This is a genomic window from Pseudomonas sp. GGS8 (assembly GCF_024168645.1).
Taxonomy (GTDB): domain Bacteria; phylum Pseudomonadota; class Gammaproteobacteria; order Pseudomonadales; family Pseudomonadaceae; genus Aquipseudomonas.
The window spans coordinates 6,186,895-6,210,494 of the sequence record NZ_JALJWF010000001.1 but is presented as its reverse complement, the minus strand read 5'-3'; the positions used below and the strand labels follow the sequence as shown (position 1 = coordinate 6,210,494).

Below are 23,600 nucleotides of genomic sequence, written 5' to 3'. Positions count from 1 at the left end.
AATTTATGGCTGCCCTTCAAAATGACGTGAAGGCCTTTATCGTTCAGGCCCTGGCGTGCTTCGACACGCCGTCACAGGTTGTTGAGGCTGTCCAGAAAGAATATGGGGTGTCGATCACCCGCCAGCAGGTTGAAACGCACGATCCTACGAAGACCTCAGGGAAGTGCCTGGCAAAGCGTTGGGTGACGATGTTTGAAGACACTCGGAAGCGATTCCGCGAAGAGACGGCGGAGATCCCGATCGCCAACCGAGCGTTCCGGCTCCGCGCCATGAACCGCTTCGTGGAGAGGGCCGAGACGATGAAGAATATCGGTCTGGCCATGCAGATTCTGGAACAGGCCGCGAAAGAAACCGGCGACATGTACATCAATCGGCACCGGAAGGACGAGCCTGACGACGAGCCGGCAATCCCGACTCGCATTCAAGTGGACGTGGTGGACGCGAGGAAGCCGAATGCCGAGCCTTAATGTTCCGCAGGCTCACTTCCTCACACTGCCCCATAAATTCCGCGCATTCGTTGCTGGCTTCGGCTCAGGGAAGACCTGGGTTGGATGCTCGGCACTGTGTAAGCACTTCATGGAGTGGCCCGGCGTCAACGCTGGCTACTTCGCACCGACTTACCCGCAGATCCGGGACATCTTCTATCCAACCGTGGAAGAGGTGGCCTATGACTGGGGGCTGAAGACCAAGATCAACCAGGCGAACCATGAGGTTCACATCTACAGCGGCCGGCAGTACCGCGGCACTGTGATTTGCCGGTCGATGGAGAAACCACAGACGATTGTTGGTTTCAAGATCGGTCACGCTCTGGTGGATGAGCTGGACGTGCTGACGTCGATCAAGGCTCAACAGGCCTGGCGCAAGATCATCGCCCGGATGCGTTACAACTTGCCGGGACTGAAGAACGGCGTCGACGTAACCACAACGCCGGAAGGCTTCAAGTTCGTCTTCCTGCAATTCGTGAAGCAGCTCCGCGACAAGCCGAAGCTGAATGAGATGTACGGCCTGGTGCAGGCCAGCACATTCGACAACGAGTTGAACCTGCCAGACGACTACATCCCGTCACTGATGGAGTCGTATCCCGAGCAGTTGATCCGCGCATACCTGAATGGCCAGTTCGTGAACCTGACGTCTGGCTCGATCTACCACGCATACGACCGCAAGCTGAACCAGTGCTTCGACACCGTGCAAGCTGGCGAGCCGCTGTTCATCGGCATGGACTTCAACGTCGGGAAGATGGCGGCGATCACTCACGTCAAACGGGAGCAGGGTCTTCCTCGCGCGGTCGATGAGCTGATGGATGGCTACGACACACCGGACATGATCCGCCGCATCAAGGAACGCTACTGGCGCCACAACGGCAACGACTTTGAGAAGACCTGCGAAATCCGAATCTACCCGGATGCCTCCGGTGATTCCCGCAAGTCAGTCAACGCCAGCGTTACCGATATCGCCATGCTCAAACAGGCAGGCTTCACGGTCATCGCGCCGGCGGCCAACCCGCCAGTGAAGGACCGGATCAACGCCATGAACGCCATGTTCTGCAACGCGCAGGGCGAACGGCGTTACCTGGTCAACCCGTTTACGTGTCCGACATACGCCGACGGCCTTGAGCAACAGATCTGGGCGCCCAACGGCGAGCCGGACAAGAGCCAAGGTAATGACCACGCCAACGACGGCGGCGGTTACTTCATCCACCGCGAGTATCCGATCGTTAAACCGGTCACCTCAATGAAAATGGGAGTCGCCCGATGACGGACGTCACTTTTACCCGCCCCGAGTACACAGCGGCGCGATACCGCTGGCGCTTGGTGCGTGACGTCTGCAAAGGCTCGGAGACCATTAAGGCTGCCGGTGATACGTATCTGCCTCGGCCGAATGCCACGGACACCAGCAAGGACAACAAGGATCGCTACGACGCGTACAAGAAGCGGGCGGTGTTCTACAACGCCACGGGCCGGACGAAACACAGCCTGGTGGGGGCAGTGTTCCGCACCTGGCCGACGCTGACCGTTCCTGGCGCCCTCGACTATGTGTCGAAGGACATCGACGGGCAGGGCGTGAGCATCTACCAGCAGTCGCAATCGGTCATCGGGCATCTGCTCGAAGTCGGCCGTCACGGGCTGCTGGTGGATTATGTGGCTGTCGTGGCCGGCTCTGTGAGCAAGGCTGACGAACAAGCCGGTCGTGCCCGGGCGAACGTCTCCAGCTACCCAGCCGAGGCCATCATCAATTGGAAGACGCGCCAAGTCGGCGGCCAGCATCTGCTGAGTCTGGTCGTGCTGCGCGAGACGGTGGATGTCGACACCGATGACGGGTTTGGCAGCGAGCAGGTTGTTCAATACCGGGTGCTGCGCCTAGATGCGGCTGGCGTCTACACGCAGGAAGTGTGGGAAGAGGGATCGAGCCAGACGGCAATGATCATCGCGCCTTTCACCCCACTGAATGGCCTCGGCCAACCGTGGCGCGTGATCCCGTTCCAATTCCTGGGCAGCGAGAACAACGACACCAGCATCGACGACTCACCGCTGTACGACATGGCCGAAGTCAGCATCGGACATTACCGCAACAGCGCGGACTACGAAGAGGCGGCCTACCTGGTGGGCCAACCTCAGCCGTGGATGGCAGGGTTGGATGAGCAGTGGCGCGACCACATGGAGAAGGGCGGCATCTTCCTCGGCTCCCGTGCCCCTTGGCTGCTTCCGGTCAGCGGCACTTGCGGTGTATGGCAGGCCCAGCCGAACACGGTCGCCAAAGAGGCCATGGACAGCAAGAAAGAGGACATGGTGTCGCTCGGCGCCCGTCTGATCGAGCGAGGCAGCGCGGTGAAGACCGCGACCCAGGCCGACAACGACAGCGCCGCGGAACACAGCGTTCTGTCTCTGGTCGTGAGCAACGTCAGCGAGGCCTACAGCCAATGCTTGGTCTGGATGGCTGAGTTCGTGAACGCTCCCGGCGAAACCCTCTACAAGCTCAATCAGGACTTCAGTCAGATCACCTTGGACGCAACGATCCTCACAGCGCTGTTCAACGCAGTGCAGGGCGGCAAGTTGCCGGCGGGCGACTTCTGGCAGTACCTGCGCGATCGCGGAGTGATCGATCCAGAGAAAACCGATGACCAGATCCGCGACGAGCTGGAAACCGAAAGCCCTGGGCCTGCCCTGGACGACACCGAGGTAATCCCGAATGGCGGCAAACCAAGCAATCCTTGATGCCACGATTCGCCACGCCGTTTTCCTCGAACAGTTGAAGTCGGGGGAGGTCGCCAAGTTCGGGCCTTTCCTCAAGGAGATTGACCGCTCGATTCGTGAGCGACTGACTCGGACCGACCTGACGGATTACACCGTTGCTCGGCTGGAGCGATTGCTGAGCGAAGTCGATAGCCTGCTGCTGGGCATCTTCAACCGCTACAGCGACAAGCTGAACCTCGACCTGATCGACATTGCGAACTACGAGGCCGAGTTCGAAGCGACCAGCCTGACACGGGCGGCGCCTGTGGGCGTCTCGTTTGATGCGGCGGTGCCCGGTGCTGCTGCAATCAGGACGGCCATCCTCGGCAACCCGCTCAGCGTGCGAGGTGCTGACGGCGGCAAGCTGCTCAAGACCTTTATCGATGGCTTTACCGCTACCGAGCGACAACGCCTCACTGGCGCGATCCGGCAGGGCTTCTTCGAAGGTCAGACGAACCTCCAGATCATCAAGAACATTCGCGGCACCAAGGCGCTCCAATACAACGACGGCATCCTGGCCACGACCAACCGCAACGCCGGCGCCGTGGTGCGAACGGCGGTCCAGCACGTCGCCACCCAAGCACGTATGGAGACGCTGAAAGAGAACTCCGACGTCGTGCAGGCGGTGGAGTGGGTCAGCACCCTGGATACGAAGACGACCAGCCAATGCCGGTCGCTCGACAAGAAGCGCTTCAAGCTCACTGAGGGGCCTCGGCCGCCGATCCACATCAACTGCCGCTCGACGGTGGTGGCGGTCACTCGCTTCAGAGCTCTGTTCGCCAAGGACGCCACACGGGCATCCATCGGCGACGGCGGACCCCAGCAGGTCCGTGCAGACCTCAGCTATTACGACTGGCTCCAGCAGCAGCCAGCAGCGTTTCAGGACAGGGCAATCGGCCCGGTCCGCGCCAAGCTGTTTCGAGAAGGCGGCCTGACGGTCGAACGATTCTCCGAACTGCAGCTTGATCGAAACTTTTCACCTCTGACCCTTGTGCAGATGAAAGCCTTAGAGCCTCTGGCGTTCGAGCGGGCTGGAATCTGATATAAATCATCTTCCAAATCGCTGCGGAGGTCGTTATGGGATGGAAGGACAGACGTTTGAGCGCTGAAGTCATAGAGCTTGCCTCAAAGATTGGCGATGTTAAGAATTTTCGAGGGGCTAATGCACTGGCCATTTCCAAGGCCGCCGTGACGATCGCCGATTTTGTTGAAGCCATTGCACGCGAGGAGGGTATAAGCAAGTCTGATGCTGTCGAGCTTCTTGATCAGGAGTACGGCGAAGAAGGTCTTTACTTCAGTGTTATCCGGCGTTGCGTCGCACACGATGCATAGCCACCTCAAAAACTAAAACAGAACCCGCCACGTGCGGGTTTTTTTATGCCCGCAGGCAGGGTCTGCGCAAAAGTCTCTGGGAGACAACAAATGCTGAAATTCCAACTGGACAGCCTGGATGGTGTCGATGAATCCGTGCGCGCTCTTTACACCGAGAAGGACGGCAAGTTCGTACTCGGCATTGAAGGTCTGCCACAACCTGAAGACGTTTCGGGCTTGAAGTCGAAGGTTGAAGAACTTCTCGGCGAGAAGAAAGCTGCCGAGAAGGCTCGCAAGGATGCCGAAGACCAGGCTCGCCTGGAGCGCGAAGAGGCTGCCCGCAAGTCCGGCAACGTCGAAGAACTCGAAAAGTCCTGGTCTGAAAAGTACACCCGCCGCGAAGCTGAGCTGAACGGCATGCTGGAACAAGAGCGTGGAACGCTGAGCACTCAGATCCGGGATCTGACTGTCGGTCGTACCGCTACTGATATCGCGTCGGCCCTGGCAATCCCGGGCAGCGCCAAAGCCCTGTTACCGCATATCGAGCGTCGTCTGAGCGTCGAGCAGCGCGACGGGAAGCCTGTTGTGGTCGTGCTCGATCAGCAGGGCAAGCTCTCGGCGGCAACGCTGGATGAGCTGAAAGCAGAATTCGCAAACGACACGGCGTTCGCGCCGTTGATCGCGGGTAGTAAGGCATCTGGCGGCGGGGCTGCTGGTGCTGGTGGTGGGGGCGGGGCCCCGAAAGGAAATATCGGCGGCACCAAGGCGGAGCGCACGGCGGCACTTGCTGCACGGTTCTCTGATCTCCCTCTTAAGTAAGGAAATAATTCATGTCCCTGTCTCAAATGCAGGTCTTCAATGACTTCATCATGCCCGCGACTCTCGAGACGCTGGATCAAATGCTTCAGGCATTCAATGCCGCCAGTAACGGCGCGATCGTGTTGTCTCCTGAAGGCTTCACCGGCGACTTCTTGCAAGAGTCGTTCTTCCAGGCGCTGGGTGCTGCTCAGCGTCGTGTTGATCGTTATGCCGCCAACGGCGTTGCGCCAATCACCGATCTGACCGAGTTGAAGAATACTTCGGTGAAGGTGGCGGGCGGCTTCGGTCCGATCCGCTACGAACCATCTCAGATGACATGGCTGGAGCGTCCAACCGTTCAGGGCGTTGAAGTGGCGAGCCGGGCGTTCGCAGAGGTTCTGCTGAAGGATCAGCTGAACACTGCCATCGCCGCTCTGGTAGCTGCGATTACTGCACAGGCCGCAGCGGTGAACGACGTGTCGGCAACCGCCGGTATCACTCAGGCAGGCCTGAACAACGCGCACGCGAAGTTCGGCGATGCCAGCCAGTCGCTGGTTGCTCAGATCATGCAGGGCACTACCTGGCACAAACTGGTTGGCCAAGCGATCGGCAACTCCACCAATCTGTTTGTGGCCGGCAACGTCCGCGTGGTCGACATCCTCGGCAAAGTATCGATCGTCACTGACGCTCCAGCGCTGATGCAGACCGGCACGCCGAACAAGGAAATCATCCTGGGGCTGGTGGGCGGTGCTGCGCTGGTCCACGACAACCGCGACATTATCTCGAACGTTCAAACCGTCAATGGCAAAGAGCGCATCGAGACCACAATCCAGACCGACTACACCTTCGGCTTAGGTCTGAAGGGTTACACCTGGGATACCACCAACGGTGGCAAATCCCCGTCTAACGCAGCGCTGGCCACCGGCACCAACTGGGACAAAACCGCAGCCAGCATCAAGGACACCGCTGGTGTTGCCCTGATCGGTGATGCTTCCAAGTAATCCCTGAAGGTTGAATCGGGCCTCGCGCCCGGTTTGGCGAGGAAATGATCATGAGCAACAAAATTTGGTATCTGCCCGGTCCGTTTCATCAGTACCAGGAAGACGTGAAGGCGTTGGCTAAGGAAGCAGGCCTGCGCATCATCGACGCGAACGTGACCGAGAGTCGCGACGATGAAGCCGACAACACGCCCGAAGTAACGCTGAAGGAAGTCGAGCAACACCTGATGTTGGTTGTTGGTGCTGGTAGTAACCAGGCTGAACTGGAAGAGCTGATCGGTAAGCTGCGCGCTGAAAGTGATACGGTCCGTGCTGTAATTGATGGGCTTGATGCCGGCGAGATCGAAAAACCGGAAGCCGGCGAGCTCGCAATCCGCCTGTTTCAGGCGCTCGACGTCATTCGCCTACAGATGGTAGCTCTGGCCGGTACGCGCGAGGATCTCGCAGCGGAAAACGAGAAGTTGCGTAACGAGCTCACTGAGCTGAAAGCAGGTGAGGGCGTGGAAGTCGAAGCCCTGAAGGCTAAGCTCGACACTGCAGGCGTGACTTACCGGGCCAACGCCTCGAAAGAGTCCTTGGAAAAGCTCGTCGCTGATCTGCCCAAGGCGTGATACTGCAGGCTGTTGGTAACCCCGGCGGCCAATCCTTCAAAACTCTATCCAGCGAGTTGATCCATGACACTCATCATCGAGGACGGTACCGGCAAGCCTGACGCCGAAAGCTACGCGAGCGCCGCAGACTTGGTCATGTACGCCGGCAAGTTTGGCGTGACCATCCCTGCGGACGTTGCTGCGCAAGAAGCACTGCTTCGCCGGTCCGCCTTGGCGATGGATGGCATGACCTGGAAGGGGCGCAAAACGGATAGCGATCAGGCTCTGGCCTGGCCGCGCCGAGGGGTTGAGCTGGACTGCCAGATCAAGCCCGACAACTACCTACCGGCTCGCATCCAGTACGGCCAGATGGCCTTGGCCGCCGAGATCTACACCGACGACATCGATCCGGTCGAGAAGCGCAAAGGCGCGGTAACGCTGGAGCGTGTCGAAGGGGCGGTAACGCGCGAGTACGCGACGATCCCGAACACCAGCGGGCGACTGTTGCCTGCGGCGCCGGACCGGCCGAGCATTACGCAGTTTGCCGATTATCTACACCGTCGTGGGTTGTTTGCAGTGAGAGCGTGAACTAGCTTTACCCTTCCAACAGGGAGGGTTTCAGAATGCCAATTCATAACGTCAACTGCCTTGTTCCGCCAGTACAAGATCAAATTGAGGCTTGGGATAGGTATGTCGCAGCCGTACTTTCGGCTATGAGTTTCAAGGATCTTGAAAACGAGCAGAGGGCAGTGGATATAGCTGTTCGTGTTGCCAATGACCTGCTGTCAAAGCGTGAAAAAATAAAGGCTGATATAAAGGCGCATTGGCTCTCATCACCCAATTAACAGAAAACTGGAGCCACCATGGTCTTCTACGAAGAAATGGCCGTGATGGCTCTGGAGATGATCACAGAGTTCGGTCAGCCCGTGATCATCCGGGCAACCATTGCTGGCGAGTACGACCCTGATACCGGCACTGGCAGCCCCGGCATCGCCGAGCAAACTGCTCAAGGCATCCTGCTTGACTTCACCGGCCAAGAATTCCAGAGCAACAGCCTCATCAAGCAGGGCGACAAGAAGCTCAAGATCGCTGCGCAGGGGCTTGATTGGGTTCCGGGTCTGCTTAACAAAGTGATCGTCCAAGGTCGCACCTGGTCGATCGTCCCACCGCTGAAAGAGATCAACCCAGCCGGTACGCCGATTCTCTACGAGTTGCAGGTGCGGTCATGAGCCGCGCCGGAGCAGGCCAGTCTGGCAGCTTCGCGCTGAGCCTTGCTGAGTTCGCCGCCCAAGCCACAGAAGCCATCGACGCTAGCCTGCGCGAGATCATCATCGAGGTCGGCAGCAGCGTTATCCGCATGTCGCCAGTGGGGAATCCCGAGATCTGGGCACAGAACGCCGTGGCCAGCCAATACAACAAGGCCGTGGACGATCACAACGGCGATCTGCGCAGCGATCCCGCCAACCTGACGAAGGCGGGCCGACTCAAGCCAGGGCGAAAGCTGAACGATGGCATGGATATCGTCGCGCCCGAAGGCTACGTCGGTGGACGGTTCCGGGCGAACTGGCATCTCTCAATCGATGTCGTCGAAAACGTCACGTTTGATGGGGTTGATCCGAGCGGACAAGAAGCCGTCGCCGCGCTGGTTTCTGCTGTCAGCGATTTCACTGCCGGCCAAACCGCCTACCTCATCAACAACCTGCCGTATGCGATTCCATTGGAGTACGGGCACTCAAAGCAGGCCCCCGCCGGCATGGTCCGCATCACCGTAGCCCGCTTCCAGCAGATTGTGCTGGAGGCCATCAGGAACAACCAGGTATGAGCCACAACGTCATCGCCTCAATCTACGAGGCAAAGCTGATCGCCTGGGCGAAAGCTCTGCCGGTACCGCTGAAAGTTGTCGTCGAGAACGAGGTTTACAAGCCCGTAGACGGCGAGACCTACCTCAAGGCGTTCACGCTGCCAGCGGACACCGCGAGCAACACACTCGGCGGTGACCACAAGCTTTACACCGGCGTGTTCCAGGTCAGCATCGTGACGCCGTCGGGCAAGTACCGCGGTGCAGCCGGCGCACTGGCTGATCAGATCGCCGTGTTGTTCCCGCTGTACGAGCAGAACACGAAGGGCGTACTGACCGTCGTGACGATGACGCCGGTCGATCCCGGCCCCGGCATTCCAGACGACACCACCTATACGGTACCGGTTTCGTTCTTGTACCGAGCCGACACCAACTGAATTAGCCCGTTGGGCAAACCCAGAACCCGCTATTGAGCGGGTTTTGTCATTTCTGCAAAGAGGAAAAAACAATGGGCTACAAACTCCCGAATGGCGCGACGTTCGAGCATGCCGCTACCTACGCCGCTCCGCTCTCGTTCTCCGCCATCTCCAACGCATCCGAAGCCATTTGCACCACCGTAGGCGCCACCTTGGTCGCCGGTGACATCGTTCAGCTCGCTTCTGGTTGGACTCCGCTTAACGGCAAAGTGGTTCGCGTGAAAACCGCGACCGCGACCGCGATCACTCTAGAAGCGATCGACACCACCAGCACCCAGATCTTCCCTGCCGGTTCCGGCGCGGGCACGCTGACGAAGGTACTGACCTGGGCTCAAATCCCTCAGATCACCGATGTGGCCTTCTCCGGCGGCGAGCAGAACTACGCCGACATCGTCTTCCTTGAAGACCAGCAAGGCCGACAGCTTCCGACCGACAAGTCCGCCGCCAGCATGGTGCTGACTGTCGCCGACGACCCGTCTCTGCCTTATGTGGCCGTCGTTACGGCCGCCGATTCCGCGAAGTCTATGCAAGCCGCTCGCCTGAACCTGCCAGGTACCGACAAGTTGTATTACGGCGCCTACACCTCGTTCTCTCTGCAGCCGACGGTCTCCCGCAACAACCTGCTTACTCGCACCGTCTCCCTGGCGCTGCAAGCAGCACCTACGCGCTACCTGTCGTAAGGAATCCTCATGGCAAAGTTTTCCATCGCGCCGAAACCAACGTTCACCGTTGATGTTTCCATTCCGCAGGTTGGCGGTAAGCCGGCAATGGTGCCGTTTACGTTCAAATACCGCGACCGTACGGCGCTGGCTGAGCTGTTCGACTCATGGAAGGAAAAGGCGGAGGCCATCGGCGAGCGCTTCAAGGGTACGCAGCCCTCTCTTTCCGAATTAACCGCGGCCGAAGTCGAGCAGGGCGCTGATCAAATCAAAGACTTGGTCGTGTCGTGGGGCTTCGACGATGAACTCAACGACGAGTCGATCACTGCTCTGGTGAAGAGCTGCATCGGCGTATCGGCTGAAGTGGTTAAGGCCTACAGCGAAGCCTTCGGGAAGGCCCGCCTGGGAAACTAACCGCCGCCGCCCGCGCGCTATACGAGCCCACCGGTTCAGCCGAACAGTTGGCCTTGTTCGGACTTTTCCCGGAGGACTACGACGAGACTTTCGAAGTCTGGCCAGACAACTGGAAGGCGTTCCTTGTCATGGATTCGATGGGGACTCAGTGGCGCACAGGCGCATGCGGCGCAACCGGCCTCGATTACGGTGTGCTGTCAGACGTGATGAAACTCGTCGGCGTCCCTGCAAAGGATCGCCCCGGCGTGTTTCAGGACATCCGCATTATGGAGTCGGAAGCCATCGCGGTAATGGCCGACGCGCGCGACAACAGCCCGTAATTACGGGCACTTATTCAAGGTGAGTCGATGAACATTGCAGAACTCGGCATCAAGGTCGACTCCGCTGATGCTGCCCATGCTGCGACCGATCTCGACAATCTGACCAAGTCCGGTGAGCGTGCAGAGCAATCTGCCGTCGGCCTGATGAAAGAGATGGAGGCGCTGGAGAAGTCGCTGTCGAAAGGCGCGACCACCACGCAGGAGCTGGCCAAGCAACGTGACAGCCTGGCGAAGCTGACCCAGACCGGCGCTTATGGCGAGGCAGAATTTACCAAGATCACCGCGCAGCTCGATAAGCAGCAGTTGGCCTTGGCCAAGTCGACTCTGGATGAGCAGAAGGCGCTGAACAGCCTGCTCGGGGCAATTGATCCGGCCAAGGCTGCAATGTCCAAGCTGGACACTCAAGTCGAGCAGCTGGGTAAGCACCTCGATGCCGGACGCATCAGTCAGGATCAGTACAATTCGGCGCTGAACAAGATCGACAAGGATTACGCCAAGCTCGAAAAAACCGCCACCGGGTTCGACAAACTGAAGCTCGGAACCCGCCAAGCGCAGGAAAACGTCGTTCAATTGGGCAACGCTCTGTCGTCAGGTGACTGGGGCAGTGGCGTTCGTGCAGTGGCACAACTGGGTGCTGGGGCTGGTAGCGCCGCGATTGGCTTCGCTGCCGTTGCTGCTCCTATTGCGTTGGCCGCCGCCGGTATTGCGGCTCTCACAAATGCGTATTACCAGGGCACCAAAGAAACCAGCGAGTACAACAAGGCGCTGACACTCACCGGCAACTTTGCCGGTACCAGCGCCGGGCAGCTTTCCGAGATGGCCCGTCAGGTCAGCGCAACGGTGGGTACAACGGGTGCAGCCGCAGACGTGTTGGCTACGTTGGCCGGTAGCGGAAAACTTGCGAGTGGCAGTTTCGTCGAGATCGCCGAGGCGGCGTTGGCGATGGAAAAAGCCACCGGTAAATCGGTGGATGCAACAGTCGCTGAGTTTGTGAAGATTGCTGATGACCCGGTGGCGGCAGCCAAGTCGCTGAACGAGCAGTACCACTTCCTTACCGCGTCGGTGTACTCGCAAATCGTTGCCCTGAAAGAGCAGGGCGATGAGATCGGTGCAACCAAGCTGCTCAGCGACACATATGCCGATACGATTCAGTCCCGATCTGGGCAAATCATCAGCAACCTAAGTCTCTGGGAGAAGGCCTGGAAGGGGGTGGCATCTGAAACCCAGAAAACTCTGGATGCTTTCAAGGATGTAGGTCGAGCCGAGGAGTCGGCGAAGCGAATTGTTGAACTGACCCAGAGTGTCGCCTTCGCACGCAGCGCTTTGGCCGCAGACCCTGATGACATCGACGCCAAAAAGAAGCTGCAGAACTCTCAGCAAGAGCTCGAATTCCTTACCAAGCAACGGGATACCCAAGCAGCAATTGCTTCTGCCGCAGGACTGTATCAGCAGACTCAGGACAAGGCGCAAGACGCACAGCGCCGAGTCAAAGCGCTCTCTGATTCAAATCTCACGAACGAAGAAAAGCGTAACAAGCTCATCAAGGAGTATTTGCGTGACGTAGAGGCGATCCGAAAGGCAACTCCCAATGATCCCTCTGTCCAGGCTGATGTTGTTACCAAAAACATCCAAAACATAAAGGACAAGAACAAGGACCCGGCCGCCGTTGCGGGAAGCGTTGACCTGACAGGTTTCAACAGCGCGAAAAACGCCTTGGCCGAAACCCTGGCCTATTACAAAAACGCCGAGAAGGAACTGGAAGCCTCTCAGCGCGCCGGCGTCATCTCGCAGGCGAGTTTTACCGAACAGCGCGTTGGCTTGCTTCAGCAGCAAGCCACCGAAGTTGCCGAAAGCTATCAGTCGGAAATCGATGCGCTCGAAGCGGCCAAGACCAAGAAGGGAACCACTGCGGCGCAGGTCATTCAGATTGATCAAAAAATCTCGGATGCGCGCTCCGCCATGGTCAAGGCGCAGCAGGACAGCGACAGCGAACTGGCAATCATTGCGACCAATGAAGAAGGTCGGCTGCGCAAGCAGACACTGGCGGTCAGCACGTACACCAGCGCTCTCCAGCAACAGGTCGAGACACTTCGGCAGCAGGGTCTGCGAGCGGCTTCTGGCCTTGGCCAGGGTGACCGGCAACGTGGGCTGACTGAGCAGCAAAACGGAATCGACGACAAGGCCAACGCTCAGCGCATCGACCTGGCCAACCAGTATGGCGATGGCTCGCGCGGCATGAGCCTTGATGAGTACAACGCCAAGCTGAAAGCCGTCGCACAGAGCCAGCAAGACCTGCGCAACGTGGTCGTGGCCAACTACGACGACATGACCTCGGCCCAAGGCAGTTGGACCGCCGGCGCATCGTCGGCCTGGGAAAACTACCTGGAGTCGACGCGCGATGTGGCCGGGCAGACGAAAAGCCTGTTCACCAATGCGTTCAGCTCGATGGAAGACGCCATCACGCAGTTCGCCATGACCGGGAAGCTGTCGTTTGGCGACTTCGCCAAATCTGTGCTCGCCGACATGGCCAAGATCGCATTGCGGCAAGGCAGCTCGGCGGCGCTCAGCGGCCTGTTTGGCTTGGCCACATCCGCCGCAAGCACTTACTTTGGCGGCAGCTCATCCACTTCACTGGGGGCGTCTCAGGCAGGCTACTCGAGCACCTACTTCCCGCAAGCGAAGGGTGGTGCCTGGTCCGGCGGCGTACAGATGTTCGCCGATGGCGGGGCTTTCACCAACAGCATCGTCAGCAAGCCTACAGCGTTTGGCATGGCCAACGGCAACTTGGGTATCGCTGGCGAAGCCGGTCCAGAAGCGATCGTGCCTCTTGCCCGAGACTCACAAGGTCGTCTCGGCGTTCGCGGTGGCGCCAATTCCAGCACGGTCAACGTCAGTGTGACGGTGGACGCCTCCGATGGTGGTGGAGCCTCGCCTGATCCAGCGCGCCTGGCCGAGGCTATCAAGGTCGTCTGCCGTCAGGAAATCGCAACTGCGCGCCGTAACGGCGGGCAACTCACCTAAGGAGGAATCATGCTGACATTTACATGGCGGGCAACCTATGACGCCTCCCGGGTGATTACCCCAAGGGTCAAGGTCATCAAGTTCGGCGATGGGTACGAGCAGCGGCAGGGGACCGGCATCAACCGGCAGCCGCGCAAGTACTCGCTGATGTTCAAGAGGGTCGATACTGAAATTGATCTAATTGACGCCTTCCTGATCGCCCGAGGCGCCGTCGAAGCCTTCAACTACACGCACCCCGGTCACCCGATCGGGGTTTTTGTTTGTCGGGAGTGGACGCGGACCGATGTGGCCTGCGGCGTTGACAGTATTTCCGCAACTTTTGATGAGGTGTTCGAATGAGTGAACTTCAAGGTCAACTCGCGCTCGCGAACGGCATGTCGATCTGGGAAGGCTTCGAACTGGTACTGCCCGACCAGACGCTTCGCTTTCATGCGGGCGTGAACGAAACGCTTGGTTCGGTTTTTTGGCAGGGGAACGTCTACACGCCTTGGCCGCTCAACGGAGCCGAGTTTGCTACGCCCAGCCAGGGATCGCCGGCCCGCCCGAAACTGCAGGTCGGCAACTTCGGCGGGACCATTTCTGCGCTGTGTCGGCAGTATGAAGACCTGCTCGGTGCCAAGCTTAAGCGCCGCCGCACGCTGGTCAAATATCTGGATGCGGTGAACTTCTCCGCCGGCAACCCAACTGCAAACCCAGCTGAAGAGTACCCGGTCGAAACCTGGATCATTACGCGGAAGGCCAACGAAACGCCGGCCGCCATCGAGTTCGAGCTTGGTTCTCCGCTTGATCTGCAGGGCGTCAAGCTTCCGCGTCGGCAAGTGGTGGCCGGCACTTGCCTGTGGGCTTACCGATCAGGCGAGTGCGGATACGCCGGCGGCCCCGTGGCGGACTACGCCAACAACCCAACGAGCGATCCAGCTCGGGATCAGTGCAGCCGCACGATGCGGGGTTGCAAGCTGCGCTTCGGAGAGTTCGGCGAGTTGCCCTTTGGCGGATTTCCGGGCATTGCTCGCGTTCCGAGGCTTTGATCATGAGTGAATTGTTCAATAAATGCCGGGCGGAAGCCGAAGCGCATGCTCGCGCCGATTACCCGCGGGAATCGGTAGGCCTGGTCGTCAGCGTGCGCGGCAAGCCTTCCTATGTGCCGTGCCGAAATCAGTCCGAAGAGCCTGACCACTTCATCCTGCACCCGGAAGACTACGCCGCTGCAGAAGATATGGGCGACATCATCGTCGTTGTGCACTCGCACCCGGATGCTGGACCTGAACCAAGCCTTCACGATATTGCCAGTCACGCAGCCAGTCGCATGACCTGGTGGATTGTCGGTCTCAAGGATGGCGCTGCAACCTGGCATGAGATGCCGGCCGCCGGCGAGCTGCCGCTGGAAGGCCGGATCTTTGTCCACGGCGTCATCGACTGTTACACACTTGTTCGTGACTACTATCGCCAAGTGCTCGGCATCACCTTGCCGGACTTTCAGCGCAAGGACGATTGGTGGCACAACGGCGAGAACCTGTACGTCGATAACTTCGAGCGTGTCGGCTTCGTCCCAGTCGATACACCCAAGCAGGGCGACTTGATTGTCATGGCGATCGGCAGTCCTACCCCTTGCCATGGCGCGATCTGGCTGGACGGTGACGTCCTGCTTCACCATCTATATGGGCGCCTGAGTTGTCGCGAGGTCTACGGCCGCTCTTACCGTGAATGCACGACGCATATCATGCGATACAAGGACGCGAAGGCTCCTGAAGAGGACAGGCGCACCATCAAGGACTGCGCAAGCCGCTTTGCCGGCATGGAGCCGCTTACCGCTCCATTCCCGCGAGCATCTGACGCGTAGGCCCTGTATTTGTGCGCAATCTCCCTGTTAGAGTCGCCAAAACACATGGAGGCTCAATATGCGGAAAATTCTAACGGCCCTGGCATTGATCGCGCTGGCCGGGTGCACAACGTCAGGACTGGAGAGCGATCAGCCGGCCTACTCCGGACAGTCAGCCAAGACGCCGCAACAGCTTGCGCGGTGCCTGGCTCCTAAATGGCAGGATTTCAACTCATCAACCAGCTCGATCGAAACCGAAACAGGCTACAAGATTGCTGCGTCGGCCATGTATACCGGAACAGTGGCGCTGGCCATCATCGACGAAAACAGTGCCGGTTCAACGGTGCGCGTATTCCTTCCTATGGACTGGGCCGGGACACAGGGCTGGAAGGACGCCGCTAAAACCTGCATCTGATCTACAGAAAACACAGAAGCCGCCTACGGGCGGTTTTTTATTGCCCGGAGAAAAGCATGACCGTCGCCAACACCAACGCCATGACCAGGATCTTGCTGTCCGGCAGCCTAGCGAAAGCCTTTGGGCGCGTGCACCTTCGTCTGCTTGAAAGTGGCACCGTGACCGAGGCATTCAGCGCTTTGCGGAACACACTCAACGGCTTCGAGGACTTTGTCCGTGGCGCCTCTCGCCGCGGCATCCGATTTGCCATTTTCCGCAACCGCGAGAACGTGATCGAGGACCGGTTTACTCTGGGGGGCACTACTGAAATTCGCATTGTTCCGGTCATATCCGGCAGTAAAAACGGTGGTCTTTTCCAAACTGTTCTTGGCGTGGTCCTGATCGTAGTCGGCGTGGTGGTGACAGCTCTATCTGGGGGAAGTGCTTCGCCCATTGGTGCTGCGCTTATTACAACGGGTATTGGCATGGCGATTGGCGGCGTGGTTCAGATGCTAACTCCGGTGCCGAAGACTCCAGGCCAGCAAGAACAAGCCAGCACTGAGAACAAGCCCAGCTACCTATTCAATGGCGCGTTCAACTCGACACAGCAAGGACTCCCTGTGCCCGTGGTTTACGGCCAGATGCTGGTCGGCTCCAGCGTCGTCGCAGTAGGCACTTGGGCGGAGGCTATCCCAGCATGAGCGAGCTCATTGTCGGCAGTAAGGGTGGCAGTAAGGGGGGCGGCGGCGGAAGCTCATCGCGTACTCCGGTGGAGGCTCCTGACAGCCTCCGCTCAAAGCAGCATGTGCGGATGATGCATGTGATATCAGAAGGAGAGATCGACGGCATCGTTGGGCTGTTCGAAGGTGTCTTTTTTGATGATGTTCCGCTTCAGAACCCGGACGGCACCATCAACTTCCCCGGGTTCGAGTTCGACTGGCGGCCAGGCACGCAATGGCAGTCATACATGCCAATCACCAGCCTGGAGGCTGAACAGTCTGTGGGCGTGGAGATGCGTTCGCTGATTGCGATTGAACGGGCCATCACCGATACCGATGTTGATGCCGTGCGCATCACTGTAAGCACCCCGCAGCTTTCTGAGCAGAACCTGCAAAACGGGGATACTACTGGTTCGACCGCAAGTTTCCGTATTGAAGGAAAGCTCGGCACCGGTCTCTGGTCGCCGCTATGCGCCGACCTGACGATCACCGGCAAGACTATGAGTCGGACACAGTTTTCGTATTATGTGCGTCTTCCGCCATCTGGAGGGTTGCCTCGCTATGTCAGGTTGACTCGCCTCTCGCCAGATTCTGGCAGTTCGGCCATTCAAAACCGTACCTTCTTTGACTCCGTGACTCTGCTTTGGGACGAGAAACTTCGCTACCCGAATACCGCGATAGCCGCGATATCTCTCGATGCACAGCAGTTCTCCAGCATTCCGCGCATGGCGTTTTTGATCCGCGGTATCAAAGTGATGGTGCCGAGCAATTACAACCCGACGACCAGGGGTTACACCGGATCATGGGACGGAACCTTCCAGCGGGCCTGGACGGATAACCCGGCCTGGGTCTGGTACGACATGCTGACCAATACCCGATATGGGCTGGGCGGCTTGATGGACTCTACGCTGATCGACAAATACGCGCTGTACAGCATCGCCCAGTATTGCGACGCCTTTGTCCCTGACGGTTATGGTGGCTACGAGCCGCGTTTTACCTGCAACCTGGCACTGACTACCCAACAGGACGCCTGGAAGCTGGTCAATGACATGGTGTCGGTGTTCCGGGCGATATGCTTCTGGGCTGGCGGCACGCTGACTGCGGTACAGGATGCTCCGCGCTCCAGCCGTTACCCCTTCAACAACTCCAATGTGGTCGGCGGCGAGTTTAGCTATCAGTCCGTGGCATCGGACCAGCGCTTTAACGTGGCGGCCGTCACCTGGAACGATCCGCTGCAGCAATACAAGCAATCGGTGGAGATCGTTGAGCGCCCGGACCTGATCGCGAAATGGAGCCGAATTCAGCAGAGCGATGTTGTGGCCGTTGGCTGCACCTCGCGCGGCCAGGCTCGCCGACTCGGTCGCTGGCTGCTGTACGCCGAAAGCGAGGCGGTAACATTTGCTGTCGGCGCTGACGGGGCTATCCCGCTGCCGGGCAATATCATTGACATAGCAGACGCGAATCGTGCGGGCGCACGCAATGGTGGTCGGCTGCTGGCCGGCAGCACGGCCTCATTGCTGCTTCTGGATGCGCCAATCGGGCTGGCCGGTGCGGGCGTGGTTGGTGTGGTGATGGCGGATGGTTCGTATGCGACTGCTGCGGTCACTGTGGGATCTGGTGCGACCTCGATCGCGGTTTCCCCGCCGCTGGCCTCGGCTCCGCTGGCCTCGGCACCATGGTCGTTCTCGACTGCAGCACTGGAGGCGCAGAAGTTCCGCGTCATCGGCATCAGCGAGGGCGACGATGGCACCTACGCGATCAGCGCCGTGGCGTTCGATCCCGACAAGTTCAACGAAGTCGAATACGGCACCCCCGACGTCGACAATCCGATCAGTAACGTCAACCTCGGGAAACCTGACGCCGTTGGGCAGATGACCTTCCTCGAATCACTGTACGACACCGGGACTGGATTGGCGGCCGCGCGCCTGTCGGTCAGCTGGACGCAGCCGGCCCGCGCCATGCGCTACCAGATCGAAGTGATGAAACCGGGCGGCAACTGGGAGTATGTCGCCGAGATCTCGACGCCCAGTATCGACTTCGATTCGGCATCCTCAGGACTTTGGTCTGTGCGGATTACGCCGAAGTCGGTATTGGGGCTGGCGGGGCCGTCGTCGATTCAGACCTACAGTGCGCAAGCGCTCCTGGCGCCGCCGTCGGCACTGATTGGGTTGAGGCTCGATGTGATCAATAGCGTGGCGACCCTGGCGTGGGACCCGGTTCCTGAGCTGGACGTAAAACTGGGTGGCAGCATCAGCATCCGGCATTCGCGCAGCACCTCCGCCACATGGGACACGGCGTTGCCGCTGACCGAGGTAGCGGGGCGCTCCACGTCTTCGGTGGTGTCATTGTTGCCTGGCAAGTACTTGGCTCGTGCAGTCGACTCATCAGGAGTGGGCGGGCCGATCACTGAGGTCTGGTCGGACGCACAGGTTCCTCTACCGACCAACGTGGCACTGACCATTACCGAGTCCCCGGCTTTCCATGGCATAGCGGTCAATGCATCAGCCTCCGGCGGCATTCTGAAAATGTCCGGTGCTGGATATTTCGACGATGTTCCAGACGTCGATGCGTTGCTTGGCGAGGTGGACAAGTTCGGTGGCTCGTTGCTCACGACGACCTACAGCTTTGCTGCACCGGCTGACCTCGGCTACGTCTATGACTGTCGCCTGACGGCCGATGTCGAGGCGGCGCTGTACGACGACGGCACTTACATCGACACGGTGTTGGATTTCGATGCACTGACCAGCATCGACGGCGATCCACCCAATGGTGCCTCGCTGTCGTTGTGGGTGCGCACTTCGGATGTAGCGTCTGCAACGTGGTCGGCCTGGAAGCCTTTTGTTGTCGGCGATTACCGTGCGCGGCAATTCGATTTCCAGCTTCGCGGCTCGGTGCAGCAGGCCAGCAACTGGATCGACGTATCGAAGCTTGAAGTCGTGATCGACATGCCGGACCGCATCGAGAGTGGCAACGATCTGGCGGTGCCGGTGGGTGGCTTGGTGATCAGCTACACACCGCCATTCAATGCACCGCCAGCGGTCAGCCTCACCGCGCAAGGGCTTTCCCCTGGCGACTACCTCGACGTTTCAGCCAAGACCGTCACCGGCTTCACGGTCTTCATCCGCAATTCCAGTGGCGTCGCCCAAGCAGGCCGCTCGATTGATTACATCTCTAAGGGATACTGACTTATGTCGCAACATGATTTGACCGTCGATAACGGCCCCGGCCTGACGTTCCGCTCCGATATGAACGCGGCTCTGCAGGCGCTTGCCTCGCAGAGTAGCGGGGCAGCAGCGCCAAGCCCGACATTCCCATGCCAAATGTGGGCCGACACCGGAACGGGCCGACTCAGGCAGCGCAACAGTGCCAACACGGCCTGGGTGGATCGGGGGGCTCTCGATGTCGTGAGCTTCCTGTCCCTTACTGGTGGCACCTTGAGCGGCGCGGTAAACGATGCACCGATCCAAACCATTGCGTCTGCGACGCTGACTGATATCGGCGCCGCGACATCGAATGTGGTCGCCATCAGTGGGACGACTGCCATCGCTTCATTGGGACTGATTTCGGCCGGCGCTCGGCGCACCGTTCAGTTTCTTGGCGCGCTGGTGCTAACCCACAACGCAACTTCGCTGATCCTACCTGGTAACGCGAACATCACCACGGCCGCCGGCGATACCGCTGAGTTTCTGAGCCTGGGTGGCGGTAACTGGATTTGCCTGGACTACACCTACAGGCTCGTTGGCAAGCCGTTGGACGCTGCGCTGGCAGATTTTGCGATCATCTATCCGAATGGCGGGACGCAAGCTTCTCCTGCCAACGCGGCGGCGAACAGTCGCTACAGTTCACCCAACCCATTTCCCGGTTTTCGGGTCTTCTGTGTTGCCCAAGTGAAGTATACAAACGGCTTTTGGGGGGCTCCTAACTGGGCCAGTTGGTACGACCCTAGTTTCAACTTCAGCACCTTCGGTTTGGTCTGTAGCCAGTTAAACGATGATGTGTTGATTACCATTAGCGGCAAACAAGGCGTGATGACGGGGGATGATCATTTGAATCCTCACCCATTCGGCGCGGTAACCAACCAAGCTACTCTCCCATGTCGGGTGCTGGTGTGGAAACTCAAGGGGGCCGTGTAATGGATGAATTAACCGTGTTCGCAGAAGTTGGCCAAAATGCTCAACAGGTAGGTGGTGAGTGCCCTGAAGGTTGGATCGTTATGGATTCGCAGCGCCCTGAAGGCGATCAATGGGCAGATTACACCGCACAATCCAATGGAATTTGGGTTGTCTCTGAGGAGACGCTTCTGGACAAGCTGGCAACCCAAGAAACCGTTTGGCGAGTTGCTGAGCTGCTTGTTATTGGCAGGCAGCTGGAAGCGATTGAGGAGGCTGAAGTGGCTGATCCCGGTGACGAGCCAGTGGATCTGTTTCCGGGCACGCGCAAGCAATGGTTGAAGTACCGCAGCCTTGCCAGTAACTGGGTCGAAGGCGCTGTCGGTTACCCACATCAAACAAGTCGACCGGTTCGCCCGTCCTGACACCATCGTTGATTTAGCAGCCCGCCATTGAGCGGATATTATTTTGCCTGGAGAAAACCGTCACCCATTCTCGCTCAACTGCCTGCGCGAATATCTCAGCTCATTGGCTCGTAGTGGCCGCAACTTGCACAGTAAACATACGATTTGTCGCCCGCCTCGCGTTTTGAGTACAGATACTTCACACCAGCGGATACAACGCCTAAGGCCGCTGTAATTCCGGCAGCTATCAATAGCTCCCTTGGCCCTTTTGTCGCCGCCTTCGCTGCATAGCGGACAGCGCTGGTAATGCCACTCCCGCCGGTCTTGGCGGCGACTGTGGCGACTGCTGCTGCAGTCGCTACGACTGCTCCGCTGTAATTATTTTTCGAAAGCTTGCTCAGCTCACGCTTGGTGATAACGCGTGCGGTGACCTGACTGCATTTCTTGCAAAGCATCATCACGAAATTCCCTTTGGGTAACAGCTCGTTTTGTTTCAGAAGGCAGGCTAGACGCCATCCCCTCTTTTTGTCCATCCCGCTTTGAGCGGACTTTTTCGCCTGGAGAAAAGCATGCCCATCACCGCGCAGCAGCTGCTGCTGATCCTCCCGAACGCCGGCAAGCAAGCCGGCGTTTTTGCGTCTGCGCTGAACCTTGCCATGGATCGGTACCAGATCAACACGACGTTGCGCATGGCGGCGTTCATTGCCCAGGTGGGGCATGAGTCCGGCCAGTTCCGGTATGTGAAGGAACTCGGCGGCGACCAGTACCTGAGCAAGTACGACACCGGGACCCTGGCCAAGCGGCTGGGCAATACGCCAGAGGCTGACGGCGATGGTCCGCGATACCGGGGCCGTGGCTTGATTCAGATCACCGGGCACGACAACTACTTGGCGTGCAGCAAGGCGCTGTTCGGTGATGACCGGCTGTTGCGTACGCCTGAGCTCCTCGAACAGGCCGAGTGGGCTTGCAAATCGGCCGCGTGGTATTGGAACTCAAGGAACACCAATGCTCCAGCCGATGCCGGGGACTTTGAAACGGTAACTCGCCGGATCAATGGCGGCCTGAATGGTCTGGACGAGCGGCTGGAATTCTACGAGCGCGCGCTGAAGGTGCTGGCATGAGTATCTGGCTGCGCATCCTTCCTTATATAGCCGCAGTCGCCTTGGTGGCTGGCGCACTGTTCGGCGCCTATCACCATGGGGTGACTGTCACGGATGCCAAATGGCAGGGCGAGTGGAATGCTCGCGACGCCCGGGACGCCACCGCGAAGGCTGCCAATGAAGCCTCCGAGCGCGCCAAAGAGCAAGCCCGTCAACTCTCCGTCAATAAGGCGATTCAAGATGGCCAACGATCGATCGATCAAGCAACTGCTGATGCTGCCGCTGCTCGCGCTTCTGCTGACAGCTTGCGCGGGGCAGCAGACTCCCTTGCCGCTCGACTCGCAGCCAGTCAAGCCAGCGGCAACTCCTGCACTGCCGCCGCAAGCCAGGCAGCTACCCGCGCCGCAATGGTGCTTGCCGACGTGCTCAAGCGCGCTGACCAGCGAGCGGGCGATCTGGCTGAAGCAGCTGACCAAGCCCGAGCCAGGGGCCTGACCTGTGAACGGGCGTATGACGGTATTGCAAAATAGGAATTGTGTTCGGTCGGCAGAACGCCGGAGAAAGGGATACCACTGTAGGAATATACAACGCTAAGTTATTGATTCTTATAGCGGCATAGGGAGGTTTTTGACCTGAGAGAAAACACTACTTTTTCCTTATGGATCAAATGCTTGAATGAGTTTCGTGGTCACCTTGACATGGTGGGGGTCGTTGGTTCGAGTCCAATCGCGCCTACCAAACAAAATCCGCTCTGCTGGGCGGTCTGGAAGGGCTCACCGAAAGGTGAGCCCTTTTTTGTTGCTTTCGTTTTGCAACGCTCCTCTCAATACGCCAACTCGGCGTCTCCCCAGTCAACACACTTTCTGAACGAATACTGCCATAGCCGTCTACATTTGCAGGGGGCATCCCCTTTCTGAGAGAACGGATATGTTTAGATCTCGCTCGTTGATCGCCGCTATGACGTGTCTTGCCTTGGTGTCTGGTTCCGTGACTGCATTGGCTGACCCCGGAAACGGGAAGGGCCAGGGAGGCGGCAAGGGAAATCCGCAATACAACCAGGACCATGGCAACTCCGGTCATGGCAACAAAGGGAAAGGTTCAGGAGGGGACGATTGGAGTCACGGCCCGAGCATCAACCACGGTAGCGTCCTTGGCATCGTCGGTGGATATCGCGACTACTGGAGCTCGGGGCCCGCCTTGCCGCCGGGTATTCAGAAAAACCTCGCGCGCGGGAAGCCGCTACCACCGGGGATCGCCAAAAAACTCGATGGCCGATTGCTCGGCAGGCTTCCCCACTACGATGGCTATGAGTGGCAGCAGGCGGGCACTGACTTGATATTGGTGGCCATCGCTTCCGGGATCATTTACGAGGTTCTTAATGGCGCGTTCGATTGATGTAAGAACGATAAATTTCAGTCGCGCCCTTGCAGCATAAGGACC

The 23,600-nt window shown here is 58.9% G+C and carries 29 protein-coding genes; 28 read left to right on the top strand and 1 reads right to left on the bottom strand.

Annotated features, from left to right (window positions below; translation table 11 throughout):
* Positions 1-5 precede the first annotated feature (5 nt).
* The 25 genes from J3D54_RS27775 to J3D54_RS27655 all read left to right on the top strand — a co-directional run bounded on the left by J3D54_RS27775 (position 6) and on the right by J3D54_RS27655 (position 21,081).
* A complete protein-coding gene (locus J3D54_RS27775) occupies positions 6-467 on the top strand; it encodes a DUF2280 domain-containing protein (RefSeq protein ID WP_253425452.1) in 462 nt (153 codons plus the stop codon).
* On the top strand, positions 454-1,755 hold the full coding sequence (locus J3D54_RS27770) for a terminase family protein (RefSeq protein ID WP_253425449.1): 1,302 nt from the start codon (positions 454-456) through the stop codon (positions 1,753-1,755). Before J3D54_RS27775 ends, J3D54_RS27770 begins: the two co-directional genes overlap by 14 nt.
* Positions 1,752-3,212 (top strand): DUF4055 domain-containing protein, encoded by a 1,461-nt coding sequence (locus J3D54_RS27765; RefSeq protein ID WP_253425446.1) that lies wholly within the window; start codon positions 1,752-1,754, stop codon positions 3,210-3,212. The genes J3D54_RS27770 and J3D54_RS27765 overlap by 4 nt, the downstream gene beginning before the upstream one ends.
* Complete coding sequence (locus J3D54_RS27760; protein WP_253425443.1) at positions 3,187-4,272, top strand: minor capsid protein; 1,086 nt, start codon at positions 3,187-3,189, stop codon at positions 4,270-4,272. The genes J3D54_RS27765 and J3D54_RS27760 overlap by 26 nt, the downstream gene beginning before the upstream one ends.
* A 56-nt stretch (positions 4,273-4,328) precedes the next feature.
* Positions 4,329-4,562, top strand: a complete 234-nt coding sequence (locus tag J3D54_RS27755) for a hypothetical protein (RefSeq protein WP_253425440.1) — start codon at positions 4,329-4,331, stop codon at positions 4,560-4,562.
* Between the two features lie 90 nt (positions 4,563-4,652).
* Complete coding sequence (locus tag J3D54_RS27750) at positions 4,653-5,360, top strand: hypothetical protein (RefSeq protein ID WP_253425437.1); 708 nt, start codon at positions 4,653-4,655, stop codon at positions 5,358-5,360.
* Positions 5,361-5,371: 11 nt separating this feature from the next.
* Positions 5,372-6,340 carry a major capsid protein gene (locus J3D54_RS27745; RefSeq protein ID WP_253425434.1) on the top strand — a complete coding sequence of 323 codons (969 nt, stop codon included), beginning with the start codon at positions 5,372-5,374 and terminating at the stop codon, positions 6,338-6,340.
* A 50-nt stretch (positions 6,341-6,390) separates the two neighbouring features.
* A complete protein-coding gene (locus J3D54_RS27740) occupies positions 6,391-6,948 on the top strand; it encodes a hypothetical protein (protein WP_253425432.1) in 558 nt (185 codons plus the stop codon).
* Between the two features lie 63 nt (positions 6,949-7,011).
* Positions 7,012-7,515 carry a DnaT-like ssDNA-binding protein gene (locus J3D54_RS27735; protein WP_253425430.1) on the top strand — a complete coding sequence of 168 codons (504 nt, stop codon included), beginning with the start codon at positions 7,012-7,014 and terminating at the stop codon, positions 7,513-7,515.
* A gap of 35 nt (positions 7,516-7,550) precedes the next feature.
* Positions 7,551-7,772 (top strand): hypothetical protein, encoded by a 222-nt coding sequence (locus J3D54_RS27730; RefSeq protein ID WP_253425427.1) that lies wholly within the window; start codon positions 7,551-7,553, stop codon positions 7,770-7,772.
* A gap of 18 nt (positions 7,773-7,790) precedes the next feature.
* On the top strand, positions 7,791-8,156 hold the full coding sequence (locus J3D54_RS27725; protein WP_253425423.1) for a hypothetical protein: 366 nt from the start codon (positions 7,791-7,793) through the stop codon (positions 8,154-8,156).
* Positions 8,153-8,749 (top strand): hypothetical protein, encoded by a 597-nt coding sequence (locus tag J3D54_RS27720; protein ID WP_253425420.1) that lies wholly within the window; start codon positions 8,153-8,155, stop codon positions 8,747-8,749. The genes J3D54_RS27725 and J3D54_RS27720 overlap by 4 nt, the downstream gene beginning before the upstream one ends.
* Positions 8,746-9,162, top strand: a complete 417-nt coding sequence (locus J3D54_RS27715) for a phage tail terminator-like protein (RefSeq protein ID WP_253425417.1) — start codon at positions 8,746-8,748, stop codon at positions 9,160-9,162. Before J3D54_RS27720 ends, J3D54_RS27715 begins: the two co-directional genes overlap by 4 nt.
* Before the next feature lie 71 nt (positions 9,163-9,233).
* Positions 9,234-9,881, top strand: a complete 648-nt coding sequence (locus J3D54_RS27710) for a phage tail protein (protein WP_253425414.1) — start codon at positions 9,234-9,236, stop codon at positions 9,879-9,881.
* Between the two features lie 9 nt (positions 9,882-9,890).
* Complete coding sequence (locus J3D54_RS27705; RefSeq protein ID WP_253425411.1) at positions 9,891-10,274, top strand: phage tail assembly chaperone; 384 nt, start codon at positions 9,891-9,893, stop codon at positions 10,272-10,274.
* Between the two features lie 47 nt (positions 10,275-10,321).
* On the top strand, positions 10,322-10,594 hold the full coding sequence (locus J3D54_RS27700; RefSeq protein ID WP_253425408.1) for a DUF1799 domain-containing protein: 273 nt from the start codon (positions 10,322-10,324) through the stop codon (positions 10,592-10,594).
* A gap of 27 nt (positions 10,595-10,621) precedes the next feature.
* Complete coding sequence (locus J3D54_RS27695) at positions 10,622-13,615, top strand: phage tail tape measure protein (RefSeq protein ID WP_253425403.1); 2,994 nt, start codon at positions 10,622-10,624, stop codon at positions 13,613-13,615.
* Positions 13,616-13,624: 9 nt separating this feature from the next.
* Positions 13,625-13,954, top strand: coding sequence for a phage tail protein (locus J3D54_RS27690; protein ID WP_253425401.1), 330 nt, complete (start codon positions 13,625-13,627; stop codon positions 13,952-13,954).
* On the top strand, positions 13,951-14,643 hold the full coding sequence (locus J3D54_RS27685) for a phage minor tail protein L (RefSeq protein ID WP_253425397.1): 693 nt from the start codon (positions 13,951-13,953) through the stop codon (positions 14,641-14,643). Before J3D54_RS27690 ends, J3D54_RS27685 begins: the two co-directional genes overlap by 4 nt.
* A gap of 2 nt (positions 14,644-14,645) precedes the next feature.
* Positions 14,646-15,455 (top strand): C40 family peptidase, encoded by an 810-nt coding sequence (locus J3D54_RS27680; RefSeq protein WP_253425394.1) that lies wholly within the window; start codon positions 14,646-14,648, stop codon positions 15,453-15,455.
* Positions 15,456-15,513: 58 nt separating this feature from the next.
* Positions 15,514-15,849, top strand: a complete 336-nt coding sequence (locus J3D54_RS27675; RefSeq protein ID WP_253425391.1) for a hypothetical protein — start codon at positions 15,514-15,516, stop codon at positions 15,847-15,849.
* 56 nt (positions 15,850-15,905) lie between these two features.
* A complete protein-coding gene (locus tag J3D54_RS27670; RefSeq protein ID WP_253425389.1) occupies positions 15,906-16,529 on the top strand; it encodes a tail assembly protein in 624 nt (207 codons plus the stop codon).
* Positions 16,526-19,732: a host specificity protein J gene (locus J3D54_RS27665; RefSeq protein WP_253425387.1), complete on the top strand. Its 3,207-nt coding sequence runs from the start codon at positions 16,526-16,528 to the stop codon at positions 19,730-19,732. Before J3D54_RS27670 ends, J3D54_RS27665 begins: the two co-directional genes overlap by 4 nt.
* A 3-nt stretch (positions 19,733-19,735) precedes the next feature.
* Complete coding sequence (locus J3D54_RS27660) at positions 19,736-20,680, top strand: hypothetical protein (RefSeq protein WP_253425384.1); 945 nt, start codon at positions 19,736-19,738, stop codon at positions 20,678-20,680.
* Positions 20,680-21,081, top strand: coding sequence for a hypothetical protein (locus J3D54_RS27655; RefSeq protein WP_253425380.1), 402 nt, complete (start codon positions 20,680-20,682; stop codon positions 21,079-21,081). Before J3D54_RS27660 ends, J3D54_RS27655 begins: the two co-directional genes overlap by 1 nt.
* Before the next feature lie 95 nt (positions 21,082-21,176).
* Here the strand turns inward: J3D54_RS27655 and J3D54_RS27650 are convergent, their stop codons facing one another.
* Complete coding sequence (locus tag J3D54_RS27650) at positions 21,177-21,518, bottom strand: hypothetical protein (protein WP_253425377.1); 342 nt, start codon at positions 21,516-21,518, stop codon at positions 21,177-21,179.
* Positions 21,519-21,629: 111 nt separating this feature from the next.
* On the opposite strand from J3D54_RS27650, the gene J3D54_RS27645 reads away from it, so the two are divergent.
* The 3 genes from J3D54_RS27645 to J3D54_RS27635 all read left to right on the top strand — a co-directional run bounded on the left by J3D54_RS27645 (position 21,630) and on the right by J3D54_RS27635 (position 23,555).
* Positions 21,630-22,181, top strand: a complete 552-nt coding sequence (locus J3D54_RS27645; protein WP_253425374.1) for a glycoside hydrolase family 19 protein — start codon at positions 21,630-21,632, stop codon at positions 22,179-22,181.
* On the top strand, positions 22,178-22,690 hold the full coding sequence (locus J3D54_RS27640; RefSeq protein ID WP_253425370.1) for a DUF2514 family protein: 513 nt from the start codon (positions 22,178-22,180) through the stop codon (positions 22,688-22,690). Before J3D54_RS27645 ends, J3D54_RS27640 begins: the two co-directional genes overlap by 4 nt.
* A gap of 397 nt (positions 22,691-23,087) precedes the next feature.
* Positions 23,088-23,555 (top strand): anti-virulence regulator CigR family protein, encoded by a 468-nt coding sequence (locus tag J3D54_RS27635; protein WP_253425367.1) that lies wholly within the window; start codon positions 23,088-23,090, stop codon positions 23,553-23,555.
* The last annotated feature ends 45 nt before the right edge of the window (positions 23,556-23,600 follow it).